The sequence below is a fragment of the Priestia sp. TGN 0903 genome (genome assembly GCF_050846855.1).
Classification (GTDB): domain Bacteria; phylum Bacillota; class Bacilli; order Bacillales; family Bacillaceae_H; genus Priestia; species Priestia zanthoxyli.
On sequence record NZ_JBOZGL010000001.1, the window covers coordinates 957,194 to 976,942 of the forward strand.

The 19,749-nt window shown below is 34.7% G+C and carries 22 protein-coding genes; 9 read left to right on the plus strand and 13 right to left on the minus strand.

Annotated elements, in window-relative coordinates; all coding sequences use genetic code 11:
* The first annotated feature begins 9 nt into the window (after positions 1–9).
* The 3 genes from lgt to ACRPLY_RS04935 all read left to right on the plus strand — a co-directional run bounded on the left by lgt (position 10) and on the right by ACRPLY_RS04935 (position 3,552).
* Complete coding sequence (lgt, locus tag ACRPLY_RS04925; protein ID WP_432231628.1) at positions 10–825, plus strand: prolipoprotein diacylglyceryl transferase; 816 nt, start codon at positions 10–12, stop codon at positions 823–825.
* Between the two features lie 245 nt (positions 826–1,070).
* Entirely contained in the window at positions 1,071–2,117 is a 1,047-nt protein-coding gene (locus tag ACRPLY_RS04930) for a YeiH family protein (RefSeq protein ID WP_432231629.1), read from the plus strand.
* A gap of 475 nt (positions 2,118–2,592) precedes the next feature.
* Entirely contained in the window at positions 2,593–3,552 is a 960-nt protein-coding gene (locus tag ACRPLY_RS04935) for an aldolase catalytic domain-containing protein (protein WP_034264917.1), read from the plus strand.
* A 147-nt stretch (positions 3,553–3,699) separates the two neighbouring features.
* Here the strand turns inward: ACRPLY_RS04935 and ACRPLY_RS04940 are convergent, their stop codons facing one another.
* The 7 genes from ACRPLY_RS04940 to ACRPLY_RS04970 form a co-directional block, all read right to left on the minus strand.
* Positions 3,700–4,035: a L,D-transpeptidase gene (locus ACRPLY_RS04940; RefSeq protein ID WP_013056432.1), complete on the minus strand. Its 336-nt coding sequence runs from the start codon at positions 4,033–4,035 to the stop codon at positions 3,700–3,702.
* Positions 4,036–4,109: 74 nt separating this feature from the next.
* The gene (locus ACRPLY_RS04945) at positions 4,110–5,372 is read right to left on the minus strand and encodes a glycosyl hydrolase family 18 protein (protein ID WP_028413826.1); all 1,263 of its coding nucleotides are present in this window, start codon (positions 5,370–5,372) and stop codon (positions 4,110–4,112) included.
* 592 nt (positions 5,373–5,964) lie between these two features.
* Positions 5,965–6,396, minus strand: a complete 432-nt coding sequence (locus ACRPLY_RS04950) for an ATP-binding protein (RefSeq protein ID WP_033578618.1) — start codon at positions 6,394–6,396, stop codon at positions 5,965–5,967.
* A gap of 117 nt (positions 6,397–6,513) precedes the next feature.
* The gene (locus tag ACRPLY_RS04955) at positions 6,514–7,203 is read right to left on the minus strand and encodes a Na-translocating system protein MpsC family protein (protein ID WP_033578617.1); all 690 of its coding nucleotides are present in this window, start codon (positions 7,201–7,203) and stop codon (positions 6,514–6,516) included.
* A 139-nt stretch (positions 7,204–7,342) separates the two neighbouring features.
* A complete protein-coding gene (locus ACRPLY_RS04960) occupies positions 7,343–7,558 on the minus strand; it encodes a hypothetical protein (RefSeq protein WP_033578616.1) in 216 nt (71 codons plus the stop codon).
* Between the two features lie 177 nt (positions 7,559–7,735).
* Entirely contained in the window at positions 7,736–8,431 is a 696-nt protein-coding gene (locus ACRPLY_RS04965) for a Na-translocating system protein MpsC family protein (RefSeq protein ID WP_014460656.1), read from the minus strand.
* 445 nt (positions 8,432–8,876) lie between these two features.
* Positions 8,877–9,194 (minus strand): DUF3243 domain-containing protein, encoded by a 318-nt coding sequence (locus tag ACRPLY_RS04970; protein WP_014460657.1) that lies wholly within the window; start codon positions 9,192–9,194, stop codon positions 8,877–8,879.
* A 254-nt stretch (positions 9,195–9,448) separates the two neighbouring features.
* On the opposite strand from ACRPLY_RS04970, the gene ACRPLY_RS04975 reads away from it, so the two are divergent.
* Complete coding sequence (locus ACRPLY_RS04975; RefSeq protein ID WP_028413830.1) at positions 9,449–9,853, plus strand: hypothetical protein; 405 nt, start codon at positions 9,449–9,451, stop codon at positions 9,851–9,853.
* 336 nt (positions 9,854–10,189) lie between these two features.
* On the opposite strand, the gene ACRPLY_RS04980 is transcribed toward ACRPLY_RS04975, so the two are convergent.
* Together ACRPLY_RS04980 and ACRPLY_RS04985 are read right to left on the minus strand one after the other, a co-directional pair.
* Complete coding sequence (locus ACRPLY_RS04980; RefSeq protein ID WP_165635770.1) at positions 10,190–10,351, minus strand: hypothetical protein; 162 nt, start codon at positions 10,349–10,351, stop codon at positions 10,190–10,192.
* A 586-nt stretch (positions 10,352–10,937) separates the two neighbouring features.
* Positions 10,938–12,533 (minus strand): acetolactate synthase large subunit, encoded by a 1,596-nt coding sequence (locus ACRPLY_RS04985; protein WP_432231630.1) that lies wholly within the window; start codon positions 12,531–12,533, stop codon positions 10,938–10,940.
* A gap of 355 nt (positions 12,534–12,888) precedes the next feature.
* Between ACRPLY_RS04985 and ACRPLY_RS04990 the strand changes: the two genes are divergently transcribed.
* The 3 genes from ACRPLY_RS04990 (at position 12,889) to ACRPLY_RS05000 (ending at position 15,582) form a co-directional block, all read left to right on the plus strand.
* Positions 12,889–13,533, plus strand: coding sequence for a glycosyltransferase (locus tag ACRPLY_RS04990; protein ID WP_432231631.1), 645 nt, complete (start codon positions 12,889–12,891; stop codon positions 13,531–13,533).
* A gap of 750 nt (positions 13,534–14,283) precedes the next feature.
* Entirely contained in the window at positions 14,284–14,484 is a 201-nt protein-coding gene (locus tag ACRPLY_RS04995) for a cold-shock protein (protein ID WP_013056409.1), read from the plus strand.
* 951 nt (positions 14,485–15,435) lie between these two features.
* A complete protein-coding gene (locus ACRPLY_RS05000; RefSeq protein WP_014460666.1) occupies positions 15,436–15,582 on the plus strand; it encodes a BH0509 family protein in 147 nt (48 codons plus the stop codon).
* Between the two features lie 134 nt (positions 15,583–15,716).
* Here the strand turns inward: ACRPLY_RS05000 and ACRPLY_RS05005 are convergent, their stop codons facing one another.
* Both ACRPLY_RS05005 and ACRPLY_RS05010 read right to left on the minus strand, forming a co-directional pair.
* Positions 15,717–16,181 (minus strand): hypothetical protein, encoded by a 465-nt coding sequence (locus ACRPLY_RS05005; RefSeq protein WP_432231632.1) that lies wholly within the window; start codon positions 16,179–16,181, stop codon positions 15,717–15,719.
* A gap of 115 nt (positions 16,182–16,296) precedes the next feature.
* Positions 16,297–17,184, minus strand: coding sequence for a LysR family transcriptional regulator (locus ACRPLY_RS05010; RefSeq protein ID WP_155017180.1), 888 nt, complete (start codon positions 17,182–17,184; stop codon positions 16,297–16,299).
* A gap of 188 nt (positions 17,185–17,372) precedes the next feature.
* Here ACRPLY_RS05010 and ACRPLY_RS05015 point away from each other — a divergent pair, with 188 nt between their 5' ends.
* Together ACRPLY_RS05015 and ACRPLY_RS05020 are read left to right on the plus strand one after the other, a co-directional pair.
* Positions 17,373–17,711: a DMT family transporter gene (locus ACRPLY_RS05015; RefSeq protein ID WP_154972788.1), complete on the plus strand. Its 339-nt coding sequence runs from the start codon at positions 17,373–17,375 to the stop codon at positions 17,709–17,711.
* The gene (locus ACRPLY_RS05020) at positions 17,711–18,022 is read left to right on the plus strand and encodes a DMT family transporter (RefSeq protein WP_028413842.1); all 312 of its coding nucleotides are present in this window, start codon (positions 17,711–17,713) and stop codon (positions 18,020–18,022) included. The genes ACRPLY_RS05015 and ACRPLY_RS05020 overlap by 1 nt, the downstream gene beginning before the upstream one ends.
* Before the next feature lie 237 nt (positions 18,023–18,259).
* Here the strand turns inward: ACRPLY_RS05020 and ACRPLY_RS05025 are convergent, their stop codons facing one another.
* On the minus strand, positions 18,260–18,772 hold the full coding sequence (locus ACRPLY_RS05025; RefSeq protein WP_432231633.1) for a DIP1984 family protein: 513 nt from the start codon (positions 18,770–18,772) through the stop codon (positions 18,260–18,262).
* A gap of 41 nt (positions 18,773–18,813) precedes the next feature.
* On the minus strand, positions 18,814–19,608 hold the full coding sequence (locus ACRPLY_RS05030) for a hypothetical protein (protein ID WP_432231634.1): 795 nt from the start codon (positions 19,606–19,608) through the stop codon (positions 18,814–18,816).
* Between the last annotated feature and the right edge of the window lie 141 nt (positions 19,609–19,749).

The window sequence follows — 19,749 nt, forward strand, 5'->3', positions numbered from 1 at the left end:
AGAAAAAACATGAACCAACACACACAACCTTTAAACCCTATCGCCTTCCAGCTTGGTCCACTTGAGGTCCATTGGTATGGAATTATTATAGGGATAGGAGCTTTTTTAGGCTTTTTGTTAGCCTCGAAAGAAGGAAAGAAACGAGGTATCTCTTCAGAAACCATCTCTGATTTACTTCTGCTAGCACTACCCATTGCTATCGTTACTGCTCGAATTTACTACGTACTTTTTGAATGGAGTTACTATAAAGACCACCCAGGCGAAATTATAGCAATTTGGCATGGAGGCATAGCTATTCACGGTGGAATTATTGGATCTGTATTAACAGCTATATGGTTTTGCAGAAAAAAGAATCTTTCTTTTTGGAAAATGGCTGATGTTTTAGCTCCTAGCTTATTATTAGGCCAAGCTATTGGCCGGTGGGGAAACTTTATGAATCAAGAAGCACATGGCGGACCTGTTACACGTCAGTTTTTAGAAACTTTACATTTACCTGATTTTATTATTAATCAAATGTATATCAATGGAACTTATTATCATCCTACATTCCTTTATGAATCCCTTTGGAACATAATAGGTGTTCTTGTCTTGATCGTACTAAGAAAATCTTTGTTAAAAAGAGGCGAAGTCTTTCTTACTTACCTACTATGGTATTCGATAGGACGATTTTTTATAGAGGGATTGCGTACAGATAGCTTAATGCTAACTTCTCATATCAGAATAGCTCAGCTCGTTTCTTTCCTTTGCGTGCTAGGCAGTTTGATCCTGCTATGGTATAGACGTAAAAAAGGCTTAGCAACTAGTAAGGCTGTATCTCTCTCATAAGCACATATATTTTTGTATGAATGATTTTTTAAAGAATTAAAGGATAAAAACATACAAAAGGAGCAAATTGATTTTCAGTAACTCTGAAGATCAACTTGCTCTTTTTTTGTTTTGTTTATTAATATTTTTAATCTTAATAATGATTTATCTATATTTTACTAATAATAAAATGTCTTTTATAGTTAAATCATACACTTCTTGTGTGAAGCCGCGCTTGATAAGAATTCATATTGGAGATGAAATGTATGATAAATATAAATAAAGCTCAAAAGCGGACTCTATTCTCACGAACAAATGCCCGGACGTCATCTAATGTTTCTTTATGGGCCGGAGGAATTGCTTTTACTTTTCTTTTTGCTTTACTTGCTTATGGATTAGCGAAAGTCCCGGGATTTAATCATATCGGTCCACTAGCCTGTTCAATTATAATGGCAGTCATTTATCGTCAAATTTGGGGATACCCTGAAAAAATAAGATCTGGAATTGAATTTTCTTCTAAAAAGCTGTTACGTTATGCGATTGTTTTATATGGACTAAAGCTTAATCTTGATGTTGTTATTCATCAAGGGCTAGGACTGCTACTTCGCGATGTGGGAACGGCTGTATTTGCGATTGTTTTAACAATTCTTCTAGCCAAATGGATGAAGGCTGATCGTGGTTTATCTCTTCTTTTAGGAATAGGAACAGGAATATGCGGTGCGGCAGCTATTGCAGCTGTTTCTCCGATTGTGAAAGCAAAAGAAGAAGATACAGCTATTGGAGCTGGTGTTATCGCTTTAGTGGGAACTCTATTTGCCATTGGATATACCATTTTAAGACCTTATATACATTTAACGAATATTCAATATGGAATTTGGTCAGGCGTTGGTCTCCATGAAATTGCCCATGTAGCTCTAGCTGCAGCACCGGCTGGACGCGACGCCCTAGCTATTGGCCTGTTGGCTAAGTTAGGCAGAGTTCTTTTACTTGTGCCATTAAGCTTTATCTTAATGTACTGGATGAAGCGAACAGGAAAAATTGAAAAGGATACGAAGATTGAATTCCCATGGTTTTTAATAGGCTTTATCATCATGAGTATGTTTGGGAGTTATGTTGTTGGTAAGCACCTTATAATATCTAAATCGATCATGAATGATATTTCAACTCTAACTACCTTTCTTTTAACAATGGCTATGGTCGGCTTAGGGTTAAATGTAAGTATGAAGGCTCTTCGAACAAAAGCATTAAAGCCGTTGATTGCGATGTTTATTACCTCTATACTCTTATCATTTCTTACGTTTTGGACGATGTAAAGACCAGTAAATTAAAATGATTAAGTAACAGCTAATACTTCGTATACAATTGTTAATGTGAAAAAAGTCTTTTATTTCTCAGGTTTTAAATATCTTTCCAAATTTATGGATTAATTATAGAGAAATCTAAACCTATATTAGATACTGATGACAGTACCTCTCCTTAATAAACGGTTTCAATTAAAAAACACCCTTTATTGCATTAAGTAGTGATGTAATAAAGGGTGTGTTTGTATATACTAGGGGTTGTAGTGCTGAACTTGGTGTTGTTTTAAGAGCATCAAGCGGATAAAAATCCGAAGCATCTCCTACCATGAAATACAGTAAAGCAGAGAAACATTTAGAAAATACATTGACGCCTCTGAATCAGTCATGGTATAAACACAATAGGAGAGTTTAGCACTTAAAAGCATAAAAGCGATAAAGTTTAAAACAGTATTTATATAAATAGAATACATAGGAGGAAACAACTACCATGGAACATAATAGCAAAATTATAGACTGTACCATTCGTGACGGAGGTTTAATTAATAATTGGGATTTTAGCGTTGAATTTGTGCAAGACTTATATAACGGCCTAAGCGCAGCCGGCGTTGAATACATGGAGATCGGTTATAAAAATTCACCTAAGCTTCTTCAAGCAACTGAGCCCAACCCATGGAGATTTCTTGACGATAACTTTCTCAAAGAAATTATTCCTGAGAAAAAGTTCACGAAGCTATCTGCCTTAGTAGATATTGGGCGTGTAGATCCAAATGACATCTTGCCGCGTGAACAAAGTATGTTAGATATGATTCGAGTGGCATGCTATATTCGCGAAGTAGATAAAGGCTTAGAGCTTATAAAAATGTTCCACGATTTAGGCTATGAGACTTCACTTAACATTATGGCACTATCTAGCGTACCGGAAAATCAGCTTATTGAAGCATTTGAAATGGTAAAGAAAAGCCCCGTAGATGTTGTGTATATTGTTGACTCCTTTGGAAGCCTAGACCCTGCCGATATCGAGCATCAAGTGAAAAAGTTCCAAGCCATGATTCCTAGCAAGCAGCTTGGGATCCATACGCATAACAACATGCAGCTAGCTTTTGCTAATACATTAACTGCGATGCGTAATGGCGTTACATTCCTTGATTCATCTGTTTATGGTATGGGCCGTGCAGCTGGTAACTGTAACACAGAGCTGCTTGTTAGCTACATACCAAAACCAAGCTATGAGATGAAGCCGATTCTTGGCGTAATTGAAAAGCATATGCTTGAAATGCGTCAAAAGTGGGAATGGGGCTATATCATTCCTTACATGATTTCTGGTGTGCTGAATGAACATCCACGTGTTGCTATGGCTTACCGTGATAGCGAGGATCGTGACAAATTCGTAGATTTTTATGACAAAGTAACGTCTCCAGAAGTTACTACGTCTCCAGCATCAAAATAAGTTAAAATACTAAAAGTACCTCTGTTAACCGGGGTACTTTTTTGTTTTCGTACAAAAAGCCCATGATTGTATAGCATATCCTTAAACTTTGATACCCTCGATCTCGACAATTAACTAAATGTAAACAGTCGTGCTCTTCTTAAACTATTATTTATGTATATAAACCGGCGTTCCAATAGGAACTGCAGAGGAAAGTTCTAGAATATCTTCATTATCCATTCTGACACATCCATGTGACATATCTCTGCCAATAGAAGCTGGATCATTGGTCCCGTGTATTCCATATGTAGGCTTTGACAGTCCCATCCATAAGGGGCCAAATACAGCTGGAGGAGTAGTATCTTTATTAATGATTTTAAATTTTCCAGTTGGAGTTGGAGTAATCATTTTCCCTACAGCAATAGGATATGTCTTTACTAATTTAGCTCCATCATATAGTTTTAATTGATGCTGCTTTATTGAGACATCTATCCTTTTTGCCATAGAAGAACCCCCCACCCTCTTATAATTTACTATACATGAAATTTTCTGGATTGATCCATAATGACTACTGCTATTTATACCGTTCTAATAGTGAAAAATTTCTTTAAAAGCCAAGGCCCTGGCGTAAATCCAAGTGTTAATTGCCAAGCTCCTATTGCTTGCAAGCCGAATTGACGAACTAACACCATTTTTTCACTCATGCTTCTTACATCTTCAAACCATACTTCATGCATCTGCCCCGCTTGATCTTTATATCGAAAAAATGGGGATTTGTACTCCTTTGAATATTGGATGGGCGACTGATATCTCATCGCTGTTTTAATCGCATTTTGATTTGATATAGCAGATGCTACTGTCCCAGGCCTGTAAGGAATTGACCAGTTATATCCATACAACGGGACTCCAATGATAAGTTTTCTTCGAGGAATACTTTTTATCGCGAATTCTATTGTTCTTTGTACTTCAGTAATAGGTGCAACAGGTCCTGGTTCGCTGCCTGCATGATGCCAATCATATGCCATAATGAACATATAGTTAACAACTGCACCTATTCCCCCGTAATCATACCCTTTTAACCAAGGAATATCTTCGCTTGTCTTGGCTGGAACCGCTATGGTCAACACGTACCCTGCAGGTTTTAAACGTTCACCCAACTGACGTAAAAATCCTGTAAAAAGATCTCTATCCTCGGCCTTTACACGTTCAAAATCAATATTCACCCCTCCGTATCCTTTTCTAGATACTAAATAAAAAATATTATTAACAAGATTGTTTCTTGCCTGAGGATTATTTAAAACTTGATGGGCAAGATCAGAACTAAATCCTTCAGAAGTTAGATTAGTAATCGTAACTAACGGTGTAACTCGGTTTTTCCAAGTCGTTTCAATCGCTACTAAATCGTTTAAATTATTTATAATATCTCCATTGCTGCCAAAATGATATTCAAAAATAGAAATGGACGAGGAATAAGTTGCAAAATCAGTAATTAAATTGCGATCTAATTCTGGATTTCGAACAGCATAGTATTGCAGTGTACCTGCAATGTAGTTGGATATATTAGGGATTTTTATTTTCATTCCCACCTGCAAATAATTATAATGAACTGAAGAATTAACCCTTTTTAATTCTTCTAAGGATACATAAGCTTTTTTAGCAATGCTGCTCATTGTATCACCAGGTTGAACTGTGTATACATAAGAAGCTATAAGTAAGGCCTGACCTGGAACAATATTCGTTTCTTCTAACCCATTTACACTTCTAAGCTGTGCAATGGGATAATCATATCTGCTGCTTATTGAAGACAACGTATCACCAGGTTGAACTATATAAACAAACATGTTTTCTCCTCCTATTTACTCTTTATCGAATTATGTTTTATTTCGTGATAAGTTTAAAGAAGCCATTCAATAAATGTATATGAGGATTGTTTGTTTATATAACTGAGTTAAGTAAGGGGTAACTTCTTTACACACTCCCCCTCTATGGCGCCCCTAATACGGGTAGAAATGTTCCAGAAATGATCTCAAAATCTATGTATCATAAATGTATGTTTTTGGTGTACTTGAAACAGGCTGTTTTTTTGTCAGATAGGATTATATTAAGAAATAAAAAGAGCAAGCTCTCTATCATGAGAGCTTGCTCCTTCCATTTAAAGATTAAATGGAATTGTTCATAATTCCCCACACCTTTTTCTCATGTTTCTAAGCCTCTTGTGATTACTGCAGAGAAAAATTTTTGTCCTACGGCTAAGAGTTAATAGAGGAGAAGCACATGCTGAAGGCACCAACTCAAGCATGTGAAATATCTTAACCGTATCCTAGAGCAGGATCATCAGGGGATGATATTTTTAGAAGCTATCTCCTATTTAATAAAGGAGTTTTTTGTAAAGAGGAAGTCAGTTCTTTCTTAACCTTTTACCTTGTGTTTCTTTTATTTATTTCTTTTTTTCCATTTTATAACCTCGATGTTAACGCCATGATCTTCTTGAGATGATATGGTGAATTCGTCCATTAATTTTTTTACCCCTGATAAACCAACGCCTAATCCCCCTGACGTTGTATAGCCACTTTCTAGCGCTTGTTGAATATTTTTAATGCCTGGTCCTTTATCTATAGCTATTATTTTGAGTCCTATTTCAAGTTGATTCTCTATTATTTCCATTATAATTTTTCCCGTCGTGGCATATTTATATATATTTCTGGACAATTCTGAAATAGTCGTAATAATTCGGGCTTGATCAAGTGTGCTGAAGCCTAAGCAGTTAGAGAACATCCGTCCTTTCTGACGCGCTTCTACTATATCCACTTCCGTGTGTATCTCAACAGTTAAAGGTTCCTTTCCTTCATCCGATTGAAATAGCATCATTATCACCACTTTCTTTATTTTAATAGGAGGGGAAAAACAATAGGCCAAAAAGAAAGGTTAGATAACCTTTCTTTTTGGCCTACATCTAGTTCAGTGCCTAGCTTATCAGTGCCGTTATGAAGTTGGGTTTAAAATCAGAAGAATTGTACTTTTATCTTTATGAAAATCCCATGCGACTAGTATATCTGTTACCTTTGAATCTAAAATTACTTCTAATGATTGGCTATGCTCATGAAGTAGCCTTTTTTCGAGATTTCTTTTAGCCAATGTAAGGTTTTCTTCAAACCCTAATTGAACTAATTCTTTCTCTACATTTACCATAATACCTTCCCTGATTATAAGGAGTGTTCTCTGATCTAATAAATAAGAAGAAACATCTTGAGGAAGTTTTTCTGCTTTTTGAGTCACTTCCTCAACTTCTTTATGCAGCAATTTCTGATTTTTATAGGAATGGTTGACTATGTTATTTTTATCAGAATGGATCATGATAAACATGCCAGACTGCAGCTCTAAATTCCAATCATAATAAAATTCTTCAATATCTAAATGTATATTTAATTGGATATATCCTTTTATCTCTTCAATTAAAGTCTCCATCAACAAATCACGTGTTTTTTGAACATAGATAACTTGTCCCTTGTCTAGCAAAGCCTTTTCTAAAGGTAATAAAAAGGCTTTAAAATAAACGGTTATAAAAGGAGGAGAAATGACGGTGAATACACCTCCAGGACCTCTTCCAAAATTTTCACGAAGTAACCTTCCCATATAACTACTTAATTCTTTTTCCAGTTTCGTTTTATCCATAGATGGTGCACCTAGTTTCTAGTTTCATAAGGTATACTATTCGTGATGTTTTATGAAAACTCCTTCTTCATCATAAGATCATTTTAGGTAATAAGAATTCACTTTCTATAAAATGTAAACTAGTCATACTAGTACATTTTTAATAGATTGGTTTCTGTTTACCTTTGTATTTTCTATGTTTAAAGATTCTTCTTTTATTTGAAATTCCAATTTTACTTCCGTAGATAATGGTACTTAAAAGTATTATATCCTTGCTAATTTCTTCTTTGTAAAATTCATTGTCATACTTTTGGTAATCCTGCAACAATCGACGAAGCTCTTTTATAAACAATACAATCTCATGATTATCAGCCATACCGACCAAATCCTTTCTGTTGGCACATCCTATTTTCAGATGCTATTTTAGGGGATTATTCCGTTACAAAAGGACTTACTCTTTTGAAACAACAAAAATAAGCCGAAAAAGAAAAGGTATGAGCTTTTCTTCCTCGGCTTATGTTTGGCACAATGTGTCCAATTCATTACTGCCTCATTAATTTTTTGGTTTTAAGATAAGAGTAATAATGCTATTATCCTTTTCAAAATCCCAATCCACAAAAATATCAAGAATGTCTGCATTTAATATCTCATCATAGTCATCGTTTTGTCGTAAGATTCCTTTTTCCAAAGGGCGTTTAGAGATGCGTAAGGTGTCATCAAAACCCAACGAAATTAGCTGCTTTTCAATAGCCACCAGTATTCCTTCTCTTACGATGACCAATGTACGATCACTTAATTTATACGAAGAGATTTTCTCAGGCCCTTTTTGTGCAATTTCACTCATCTTTATAATCCGATCATGAATTGCTTGTTTTCCTGGGTAAGGGTCACCCTCAGTCAAATCGGCTTTCAAATCGTCCAGACAAACTCCCACAAAAATTCCGGAGTGATGATCTAAATTCCAATCATAATATAAGTGCTGGATGTCAAGGTCTGTAATCCCTTTAATTTGACCAGTGATTTGAGGTTCAAGAGTCTTTACCAAAAGCTCTCTTGTAGTCATAACCTGAAGTTCTTCATTCTGGTTTAACAGTACTTGTTCCATCGGCGATACAAAGCCACTGACATAAATAACAACATAAGGTTCATAAATCGTAACATGAACAGCCTCGGGGCCTTTTCCAAAGTTATCTCGTAACAATTTGCCCAAGTTATTCGCCAATTTTGTTTGCTGAGCCTTAATATCCATATTTCTTCATCCTTTATTAAGAAAGAAGCATCATATCTTCTTTCCATCATTTTATTGTACCATTACGAACGAATAATTTAAATATGCAGAATAAATAAAAAATAATTTGTTACTTCATGTTTAACCGAATTATAAACGTTCAAAACCTCTTCTTTCTATTGCTTGGTACGTATTTTGAATGTCACCGAAAAATACGTACCCGTTGGATTCGTACTGATGTTTTCAATGAAGTGAGTTATAGCATGTAGTCAAATTATTGTTGGGGAAATATAGCTTTATCTTTTAATTGATGCATCGGAGGGACATATTAAAAAATAAACAGAGGTGCAGCATGAAAGAGAAAAAAGAGCCACTTATTTTACGCAAGTGGCTCTTTGCTATGTGGATTGAATTCACTTGAACCTCTAATAAATAGTGGCAAAACGCAATCTATAATCGATTTAGATTATTCTTTGACTAATTTAACAAGCATATGAGCAAGATGATGTTGTTCTTCCTCGTTTCCAACTTTCCATAACTCATGTAACAAGTATTGCTCTTCATTTTGTGGCTCCTCATGGGTTGCGAGATAGTCAGCTATTTTTTTAGCTGCTAGAGCTAGTTGATTATCATTTAACCCTAGTTTCTCACCTTTTGTGACTTTATCTCCTAAGTAACTTTTAAATTCGTTAAAACTGGAAAGGATGTTGTCTTTCTTCTCTTGACTCATTTCATTTAGTTTATCCTCTACTTTATTCTCAACGGTTTCAGTATTATTGTTCATTTTTCATTCTCCTTCCAATTAGGTATCAATGTTCTTATATGGTAAATCCCCCATTTACAGGTATATAAACATTTCGCAGCCTATTCATATGTTAAGTAGAATAATAGTAAACCTTGAATAAAACTCGAGTATTTGTAATAAAGTTTAGTGAAACACCTTTTTGATAACAGGATGTATTTCTTAGGATGTTAACAACCTAGGTTAGTTCCACAAAACTTAACGGGTTATTTAGATGAGGAACGGAGTGAATACAAATGAGTTTAGCTACTTATATAGGTTCGAACGTAGAATTACCTATTAATAAGGAATTAGATGATTTAGTTACTATTGGGAATTGCTTTTCAGATGAAAGAAATCGATTGAACATAAAGAAACACCAATTTACTACCCTTTATGTTTATGAAGTTGCAAGTGACTGGGGAATTGAGATTACGGAATATATGAATAAGAGCAGGCGCAAAGAATCAAAAGAGAAACTAATTGCACTATGCAAATTGATGGACCGCTATCTTAAGTCAGGAGACTTTTTTGAATTGTATAGTTGTTGGGTAGGAGAAGAAGCTGAAGAACCAGAGAGGAAATTAACGTTGAACATCCATTACTTTGACATCGACGACATTGACATGCCAGAAAAAACATTAGTTAGAATTGAAAAATGAGTTTGCCCTATTATTATGGTGAAATTACCCTTATATAGTATACATAAAAACAGAAAAACTCCCCTAATGCCTTAAGGGAGTTTTTCTGTTTAGTTAAATATTAAGGGTGTAATTGCTTGTTACTTACATATCATTTAATATTTTTTGTAGATATTTATTATAACCTATCAAATGATTTCGGGAAAGCAAAAAATGAAAGCGATTACTTTTAATTTAAAATAATAAATGAAATATAACTGTCTTTTTATGAGATGTATTTTGGTTCTGGAAAAATACAGTGCTTAAGCTTATATGCTCTAAATTTCTCCTTATCTATTAATAGATAAGGGGAAATTTTTATTCTTTATCGTTTCCTGGCACAGCATTAGAAACTATAGAAGTGTCTCCAGTATAATACTTATGGGGATAAGGATCAGAAGGCTTTGTTGCAAACTCTTTCTCAAGATCAGCTAATTCCTCTGATACCTGTTCTAAATCATTTGATTGATTATCACTCATATAAAACTCCTCCTTTTAATTAAACAATGTTCATCGCGCATTAAGGATTCTATACTTTCCTGTGCCTTTTCTTCATTTAGTATATATTTCAAATTAATATTTATTACTTTTTATAGGAATTTTCATTAGTCCATTATCTACCGCACCCATTCTTTTTTGTTTTATACTTTCGCTTCCTCTAGGGTTTCTTACCTATACACTAACAAATCTGCTTCTTCTGATTATCCAGCCAAGTGAACTTATTATTTTTCCTTTTACAACCGGAATATTGGGAATGGGCATAGGCGCTGCTTTTTACATTTTTAACAAGAGATTGTACATTGTTATAAGTGGCGCCACTCTATTAACTGTTGGGATTATTACTTTATTGTACGGTTTCAAATTCCCAGTACTAGGTCCTGCGATTCCCAATAATTTTTCTCTTTCTACTACTGGTTTAATTTTTGTATTTACTTTTCTTTATAGTTGGATTTGGGTTGAACTGAGCCTAGCTTATTTTAAAAAATTAAAAACATTTATTTCCTAGTGAATCTACAGATTAATCTCTTAACAGAGATAACTCGTTAAAATAATGGAGAAATCGCAATTAGCCTTTTAGAAGAACGTCAATTAGGACAATCTCATCTGAATTTTTTAAGGCTCTTTTTATTATATTTTCAAATTCGACTAAACTATTTGCCCGTTCTCCTTTAATTCCAAAGCTAGCTGCCAATTGGATAAAATTTGGGTTTGTAAAAGTTACTCCATAGCTCTTACCAAACTTTTTGTTCATCATTTCCTGCTCTATTTTTAATGTAGAGTCGTTTAAGACAATAATAATGAATGAAAGCCCTAAGCGCTTTGCCGTCTCTATTTCTGCAAAATTCATTAAAGCTCCTCCATCTCCAGTAATACAAATAACTGAATCATTAGGGCAGGCTAGTTTAGCTCCAATTGAGCCTGGTAAAGCAATACCCATGGAAGCTAGACCATTTGATATAATGAACTTGTTAGGGTTTTTGGGTTGATAAGTTCGAGCTATAGATACTTTATGAGCTCCCACATCTGAAATCACAATTGTTTCCTCTGAAGAGAGCTTATCGATACTATGCAAGATATTCTCGATTGTTAAAGGCAGTAAATTGCTGTCTATCTTTTTCTCTTCAATATGATAGGATTGCTTAATTTGTTTCTGGAGATTACCAGAAGGAATCCACGGTTTAGAAGGAATATCGAGCTGATTGAATACCCGTAAAGTCTGCTTTATATCTCCAACCAATTCAGCTTCTACAGGATAATATTCATCTATTTCTGCTGGTAAGGTATCTATATGTAAAATTGGTATTTTTTCCGTGTTCCATTCTTTGGGTAACTTTTCGACAAAATCAAACCCAATTACAATAAGCAGATCAGCTTCCTTTAAGCCTGCGAGCACTTCATCTTTCTCATTAAATCCAAACGTAAAGAAATTTTGTGGATGATCTTTAGATAACACACCTTTAGCCATATAACTATGGGTAACCGGTGATTGAAGACGTTCAATAAATAGTTGAAGCTCATCCACGGCTTCCTGTCTAACAACGCCGTTACCGATAATAACAAAAGGTCTCTCATACTGCCTAATAAGAGTATTGGCAGCCTGAATTGACTCCATGATAGGTATACTTACGGGTATAGATGTAGGTGAAATAGGTTTGATGGGAACGATTTGAGTTGCTAAGTCTTCTGGCAATTCTACTACTATGGGCCCTGGCTTTTCCATTTGTGCAATTTTAAATGCTTTTCGAATAATCTCAGGAAGCGTTTGTGCATCTTTTATCTGAACACGCCACTTCGTTGCTGGTTCTACCATTTTAATAATGTCCATATATTGATGTGACTCTTTATGTTGTCTCCCCAAAACAGCCTGTCCCGTTAATGCTACAACAGGAGAGTGGTCTAGTTTTGCACTAGATATACCTGTCAATAAATTAGTAGCTCCTGGTCCTAATGTTGATAAACATACCCCTACTTTGTTTGTTAACCTTCCGTATACATCTGCCATGAAAGCAGCTCCTTGTTCATGCCGCACATTCACGAATTGAATCTGTTTAGAGTTGGATAAAGAATCAATAAAATCCAACGTCTCTTTACCAGGTATTCCGAAAATATATTCAACTCCCTCATTTTCTAAACATTGAACAAGTGTATCCGTCACTTTCATATTGTTCGACCTCTCTTTAGATAGTATTCTGACAAGCTTATGTGAAAGAAATAGCTCATTAATTCCTATCTCGTCTTTTCTCGTTTTAACTAACCGAAACCCTAAATATATGGAATGAAATCATACTCACTAACTATTGTTTATAGTGTTACCATTAGGTTCTTATGTTAAATACATTTTTTAGATAATGTATAAATAATTGGATGAGTCAACCTTTCATCCGTGTGAACTGATTAGGAGTGTGACAATACTCTATAAAGAATTATTATGAGAAAGTAACATTTTAAGGAATGTAAAAAATCCCATATACAAATAATAAGCCGAATACTCGTCTAAATTGGAAGGAGCGGCTTTTATGAAAAGATTATTATGGGTAGGATTTATTGTGTTATTTTCGCTAAACATGCTGGTTGAACCAAGTAGTGCTCGTGCTGAAGCACCAGAACATTGTGTTAGTCAATCTCAGGTAACGTTTGAAAATGAATTCAGAAGACTTTGGATGGATCATGTATTGTGGACAAGTAATTATATTACAAGTGCAACAACAGCAGGATCAGAAGACCAAAAACAGGTGTTGGCAAGGTTATTAAAAAATCAGGAAGATATCGGGAATGCCGTGAAGCCGATATACGGAGAAAAAGCTGGGAACAAACTTACGGCTTTGCTTAAGGAACATATTGTGATTGCTGGCAAAATTGTAGATGCAGCTAAAACGGGAAAGAAAGCCTTGGTGAATCAATTAAACAAAGAATGGTATCGAAATGCTGATGATATAGCAGCGTTCCTTAGCCAGGCTAACCCTTATTTAAAAAATGAAGACTTAAAAAAATTACTGTATATGCATCTAAAATTGGTGACAAATGATTTATCTGCAAGCTTAGAAAAAGATTGGGAAGCAAGAATCGTTGCAATTGATGAAGGAATCTCACATATCGTCTTAATGGCAGATACTATATCTGCGGGAGTTGTGAAACAGTTTCCAGAGAAATTTAATAAATAATCTTAATAATCGCCAATAGAATGCTGGAGATTATTTGAAATTCCTTCATAAGAAACTGCACCTGTAAGAACTCTTTTGATTGATGCCTCTAGGAGACCTTATGTTCACTAAAAAGGGACATGTAGATATTCTGCATAAATCGTCATACCAAAAAAAGGTTTATTAAACTTAAACACTGGGTATTATCAAATCAAGACGATGTGTTAAGAGTACCGCCCGTGCATAGGGTGTGTCCTTCTCTATTCTATAAAAAATGGCGCCTCCAACGGCGTCATTTTTTATTTGTAAACAAGTTTAAGAATGCTTCATGCGAAGGTTGGATTTATATGAAAAGGTACATAGATTCTTATCTAATAGAATCTATTTTTACACCACTATTCAAAAAGATTTTGAGTGAACTTCCCTTTCTTTTGGGCAGACGGGTCCCCGTGTGCTCTCTCATCTAATTTAGTTCATATTTATGAATAAAATGCCCATAATAAGTATGTGGGCATTGGTTGATCTTTGACTTCTATCATTTCGATGTTTAGAAGATCACTTATAAATATTTTGAGGTTTTTGCATATGAACCTCATTATGATGTAGATCGTCATACCCCAATCACCTTTTTAGTGAAGTGAGTATTGATAAAGAAAGTTAGAAAGATCACATTAATTTAAGTTTAAGATGTCTCTATTGGGATAATATAATAAATAAGCTAGATTTAATGATAATCTGGTTTATTTTCTACATTTTAGGAGGCAACAAAAAATGGAACACGGTAAAGTGAAATGGTTTAATGCTGACAAAGGTTTTGGATTTATCGAGCGTGAAGGTGGAGAAGATGTATTTGTTCACTTCTCAGCTATTCAAGGTGAAGGCTTTAAATCCTTGGATGAAGGTCAAGAAGTGACTTTTGATATCGAACAGGGGCAACGCGGACCACAAGCGACAAACGTAAATAAAGCATAAAAACCATACTAAAAAGCAGACTCTATTTTCAGAGTCTGTTTTTATTTAAAAAGATTTTTATATCAAAACTTATTTATCAATAATTATAGTTCGTGTTTTTTTAATTCTTCTTCAAAGAAAAAGGTACTTGGATATTTGTCGACTGTATAAGAGTATCTTTTCATGTTTTTTACATAATGATTTTTTAAGATTGTTACTGATTCATTCGATACTCTTATAGTTACTATTTCTCCATTACTAAATATTTTCTCACTCATAGCCCTTATCCTTTTTTGCACCTGTGTAAATTACATACAAAATAATAAGCGTATTAAGAAACCTGCTGTTTTTGTGTATATAAAATTTTTCATAAAATTGATATCTTGGGCATAATACAGGATAGACACTTGGTAGAGGGGCGATTATTTGAGGCTGAAGGATGGAAACTTTTATACAGATAGTAGAACCAATAAGGTATATAGATTAAATGAAGATGACAAGGGAAGCTGGTACCTGAGTACACGTGATGATGAAGATCATCATCAAATGTCAAAAACCTCGGGGCGTAACATGATGAAATTGATAAAGAGTTTTTATACCAAAGTGAACGACAGTTGAAAATTTATCACTCTGCAAAACAACATAAAAAAATAAAGCTAGCTTAACCCAGCTAGCTTTATTTTTAGTTTATAGAGCTAGTTATCATAATGTTTTTTTAGGAATTAAGCAACGATACGAACAAAAATTTTTAACCTGGCCGTTGGCAATCACCTATTATTTAATTTCGATTGCAGAAGCCTTGTTGTCCCAATTCGACGCCATAATACCATTTCTATATTGTTTTTTAAAAAATCATCTATAATTGATATTGTTTTAATCTCATATTGAGATATATAATAAAAATAAGAAAAAAGAAAACGCTTTCTAAATTTAAATACATTGTTACTTTTCAAACTATAAGGAGGATTTAAAATGAGCCAAGTGGAAAGAAATTCTAAAGTACAGAAATTAGTTGAGTATAAAAAATTCAATGAAGAAGAAGTTTTAAAAATGACAGATCCGCAGGTTGAATATTATCACTGGCTCTATTTTGATGATTCCGCTTATGATTATATGTAACTCAACTATAAAGTAAGAAAAAAGCACAAAAACGTTTGGTTCCAACGGGTTTGTGCTTTTTTCTTACTTTAATTATACGATTACTCGTTTTCAATACCTTTTCCTGTGACAACAAAGTGAGGGCTGTCTTCCTTTCAGTTGAAAAGTCTCCAGAACTCACTATACTCATCGTCTTCTGACGTATCCGGAAATCCCTCCAGTAAATAACCTTGAGATAAAAAGACCTTTAGCCCTCCTACTTCATCCGAGTCAACTCTTTCAACAATCGTGTGTTCGTTTATACCTTCTATAAAAGATTTAATTCGTTCATCGAATCGATTATTTCCCTGGACATCCCATTCAAAGTACTCATTTTCATCATCCAATCCTGTTCTTGGAGAATAGAAATCCCGTGAGGCTACTACAATTTTATTACCTTTGACAATACGCCATGAACATTGAATATGTAAAGCGTATTCAGCTACCTCTTCCGTTTTCCCCCTTCTGGTTACTAAAATTTTTTCTCCAAATCCTAGCCAAAACAAATTTGAGGCTCTCCCCACGCATCTTACATTTAAGCCCACTAATTTGTCTAATTTTGATATAGTTGCTTTTCTCATGCTTTTCTCCTTTTATTTGCAGCTAAAGCTCACTTTTACTGCTCAAATTAATACCTGGTATATTCATACTAAACATAAGCTACATAAAAAAGCTCTTTGTGAAAACACCGTCTGTTTATTTCTGCTTTTTCCCTTCTCTTACTTCGCTGATTGTCTTTATAAACTCACGCTCAGTTACTCCTAGATAGGAGTCGGAACGACGAACATATACAATCCTAAGGTTTCTATAAGGCCCAGGTATTGAAAAGAGCTGTACTAACCCTTCCCTCTCATATCTCTCCGCTAATGACCGGGCTATAAGTGTCACACCAAGACCAGAAACTACTGTCCCCATAATCGTTTCAAGTGTAGCAAATTCCATAATTTTCGGCGATACGATTTGTTCGTCTTTTAACCATCGCTGTAGTCTTTCTCTATATTGGCAGCCTTCATTAAATAAAATGAATGGTAGGTGCAGTAACTCTCTGGCAGACTGAATCTGCTTCTTCCCTTTTTCATTTGCACTGCATACAAGTACAATTTCTTCATCAAAAGCCGGAATTTGATCAAGCATTGACACATTTACTGGTTCTGCTACAAATGCCCCGTCTAGCTGGAACTTAAGAACTTTCTCTATTAATTGTGTACTTACTCCTGATACTAGAGAAATATCCACATTTTTGTGCTTATTATGATAGGAAGAAATGATTTCAGGAAAGCCTACTACCGTTTCAACTAATCCAATACATAATGATCCAACAAGGTTACGCTCATCTTGAAATGCTTTCTGTATTTCATCCATTAGCCTCATCATTTGTTCTCCGTACGTTAAAAGTTTTCGACCTTCTACATTTAATGTCATTCCGCGTCTGTGACGATGAAACAATGGGTGTCCAATTTTTCGTTCAAGAGATCGAATACGTGCTGTTACATTTGGTTGGACGTAACCTAGCTTATCAGCAGCAAGACTTACACTTCCGTATTCTGCCACAGCTATAAATATACGTATATCTTCTACTTCCATAAACATCCTCCTTTCTACTTACGTTCATTCATTTAGGTATTAATGATAATGATATCTACAATCATTTATCATTATTTTACAAGATATCAAGCTCTAGATAAAATAATGACATCCGAGTGCTACTGCAATTATTTAGTAGCCATTACGTAAAGTTCTTAAAATGAGGTGACTAAAAGGAGGAAATCTGATTGTTTTATTTACTATTGTTTCTTGCCATCATCTTGGAGGTAATCGCAGTATTTTTTCTTAATCTTACAAATGGATTCACAAACTTTGTTCCGACTGTTTTAGCCATACTATTTTATTGTTCTTCGATTGCTGCTTATATGGTCCTTAACGCCAAAGGTGAAGTAGGAGTAGCAAGTGCTTTATATGCAGGAGGAGCAACCGTACTTGTTGTTGTCACAGGTATTATTTTTTTTGATGAAACTATTTCCTTATCTAAAATCTTAGGAGTTTCTCTTATCGTAATTGGTGCAGTTTCTCTTAACATTAAAGGAAGTTCTAAAGAAAGAAGGGCAGCGTAATGGGATACGTATTTTTAACGATTGGCTTAGTTTTAGGCATTGCAGGGCAAATGTGTGTAAAACTATCTAAAGGCTTTAGACAAACTGTTCCCACGATAGGCGCATTCTTGCTGTTCATTGCCTGTATTTATTTTATTTCTCTAACGACACACTATTTTGAAATGGGTATTGTTTTTGCTATATGGGCAGGGCTAACGATTGCTAGTACAACGCTGTTAGGTATTTATATATTTAAGGAATCAAAAAACAAAAGAAAGATTATCTCCGTTACTCTTATTATTACAGGGGTTATTATACTGAAAGCTTTCTAATAAAAATAAGATAAATAAGGCCCTTACTTAACTTATAAGTAAGGGCACCATAGAAGGAGTTAAAAACAAGGAGGTATTGGTCATCGACCGTCCATTGCTATAGTTGGTTATTGGTAAATAGTAACGGTGTAATGGGTCATTGGATTATTGGTTTTATCACTTGCCATCACAATAGTACTTTGAGTACACTAAACATTCTCCTTCTATGCCTTGAAGGGAGTCTCACCTCTTCAAGGATTAAAAATATTTATCTCCATCAAACTCTAACTCTATTTGATAGTTTTTAGCGTTAATTAAATTCGATAATCTATTTGCTTTCTTTTCAACCTCTAGCCCTCTTAGACGATATTCTTCAGGATCAAATGTAGCCACTTTAATAATGGATACCCCTTCTCCATAGTAAGGATATTCTCCTTTAGACGATGATCCAAACTCTTTGTATTTTCTTGCTTTGGCACGTAATTGAGTGGCATATTCAATCGCTTCTACAATTGTTAGTTTGTGTTCATTATAAGTAATATTATTTTGAATATTGGCTTGATACATTAATTTATCAAGTAGACGCAAATCCTTTCGAATATCCTCTAAATCCTGTTCAACATGAGCTAGTGATCGAGCCTGAGGAGGAATCTTCTCCCCTTTTTCAATCTCTACAAATGCAACACGGTCCATCTCTTCTTCTAATTCGTGTATTCGTTTTGATAATACACTTTTCAATTTCACAGCCTCTGCTAGAGAAATTTTAGACATAGATCAAAGCTCCTTTATCCATAAACTTAATTTTTACTATTTTATTGTTCTAATACCTTCTCATAATAAGGAGGTGTTGTGCCACTTCCGCCATACCCTGAGACACTGGTGCGATCTACTTTATAAGACATTATATAGCGTCCTTTTTGTTTACCTTTAGTCCAGTTTTCTTCAAACGTCACTAGATAAAACTCTTTATTTAATTTTTTAGCACGAGTTGTTCTTTCGATTTGATACCCTCTAAAAGTTCCTCTCCATATTCCAACTTTAGCAGGAAATAAATCAATATCTGTTCCTTCACCACTTGCCGCAAACTCTATGGCACCTTCTTGGGTAAATGGCGGAAGGCTAGGTGATAGCGCTTCGAATATACTCCAACTGAGAAGTAAAAGAATAAGAGGTATGATTAGCAATACTTTTGTACTTTTTTCCCTGTCAATTCTTCTTTCTACCCACCAATCTATACATGCATATAACATAGCAGCTGCCATCCCGTAATAAGCCAAATATGTATCTTGAAAAAACAAACCGTTAATTAAACCTAATATGCCATGGAAGAAGACAAATAGCCACCTCATGTTGGGAAGCCATTTCTTTCGAATAGCGTCCAGTATAACTGAGACAAAATTTCCGTATACAGCAATAACTACCCCTACATAAAAAAGATATACAAGGAACCACCCTGCCATGTCATTTCCAGTATGATACGATAGTTCTTCTCCGCTAGTTAGCTGTTGAATCAGACCTGTTACTGTCAAAAGGTACGCTAAAATAAAGCTTGTAGAAAGAGTTGTTATCGTCTTTCTCAAAATCACATAATCTTTTTCACTTTCCATAAAGGGTACCTTTTTCTACTTATTTCTATATATTTTATATTAAACCATATTTCTTCATATAAAGGTGACTTACAAACAAAAAATTGTGATTGAGACTATTTATTTTAGTCGCTTTGTTATAGTAAGTCGTTAATCACAGAA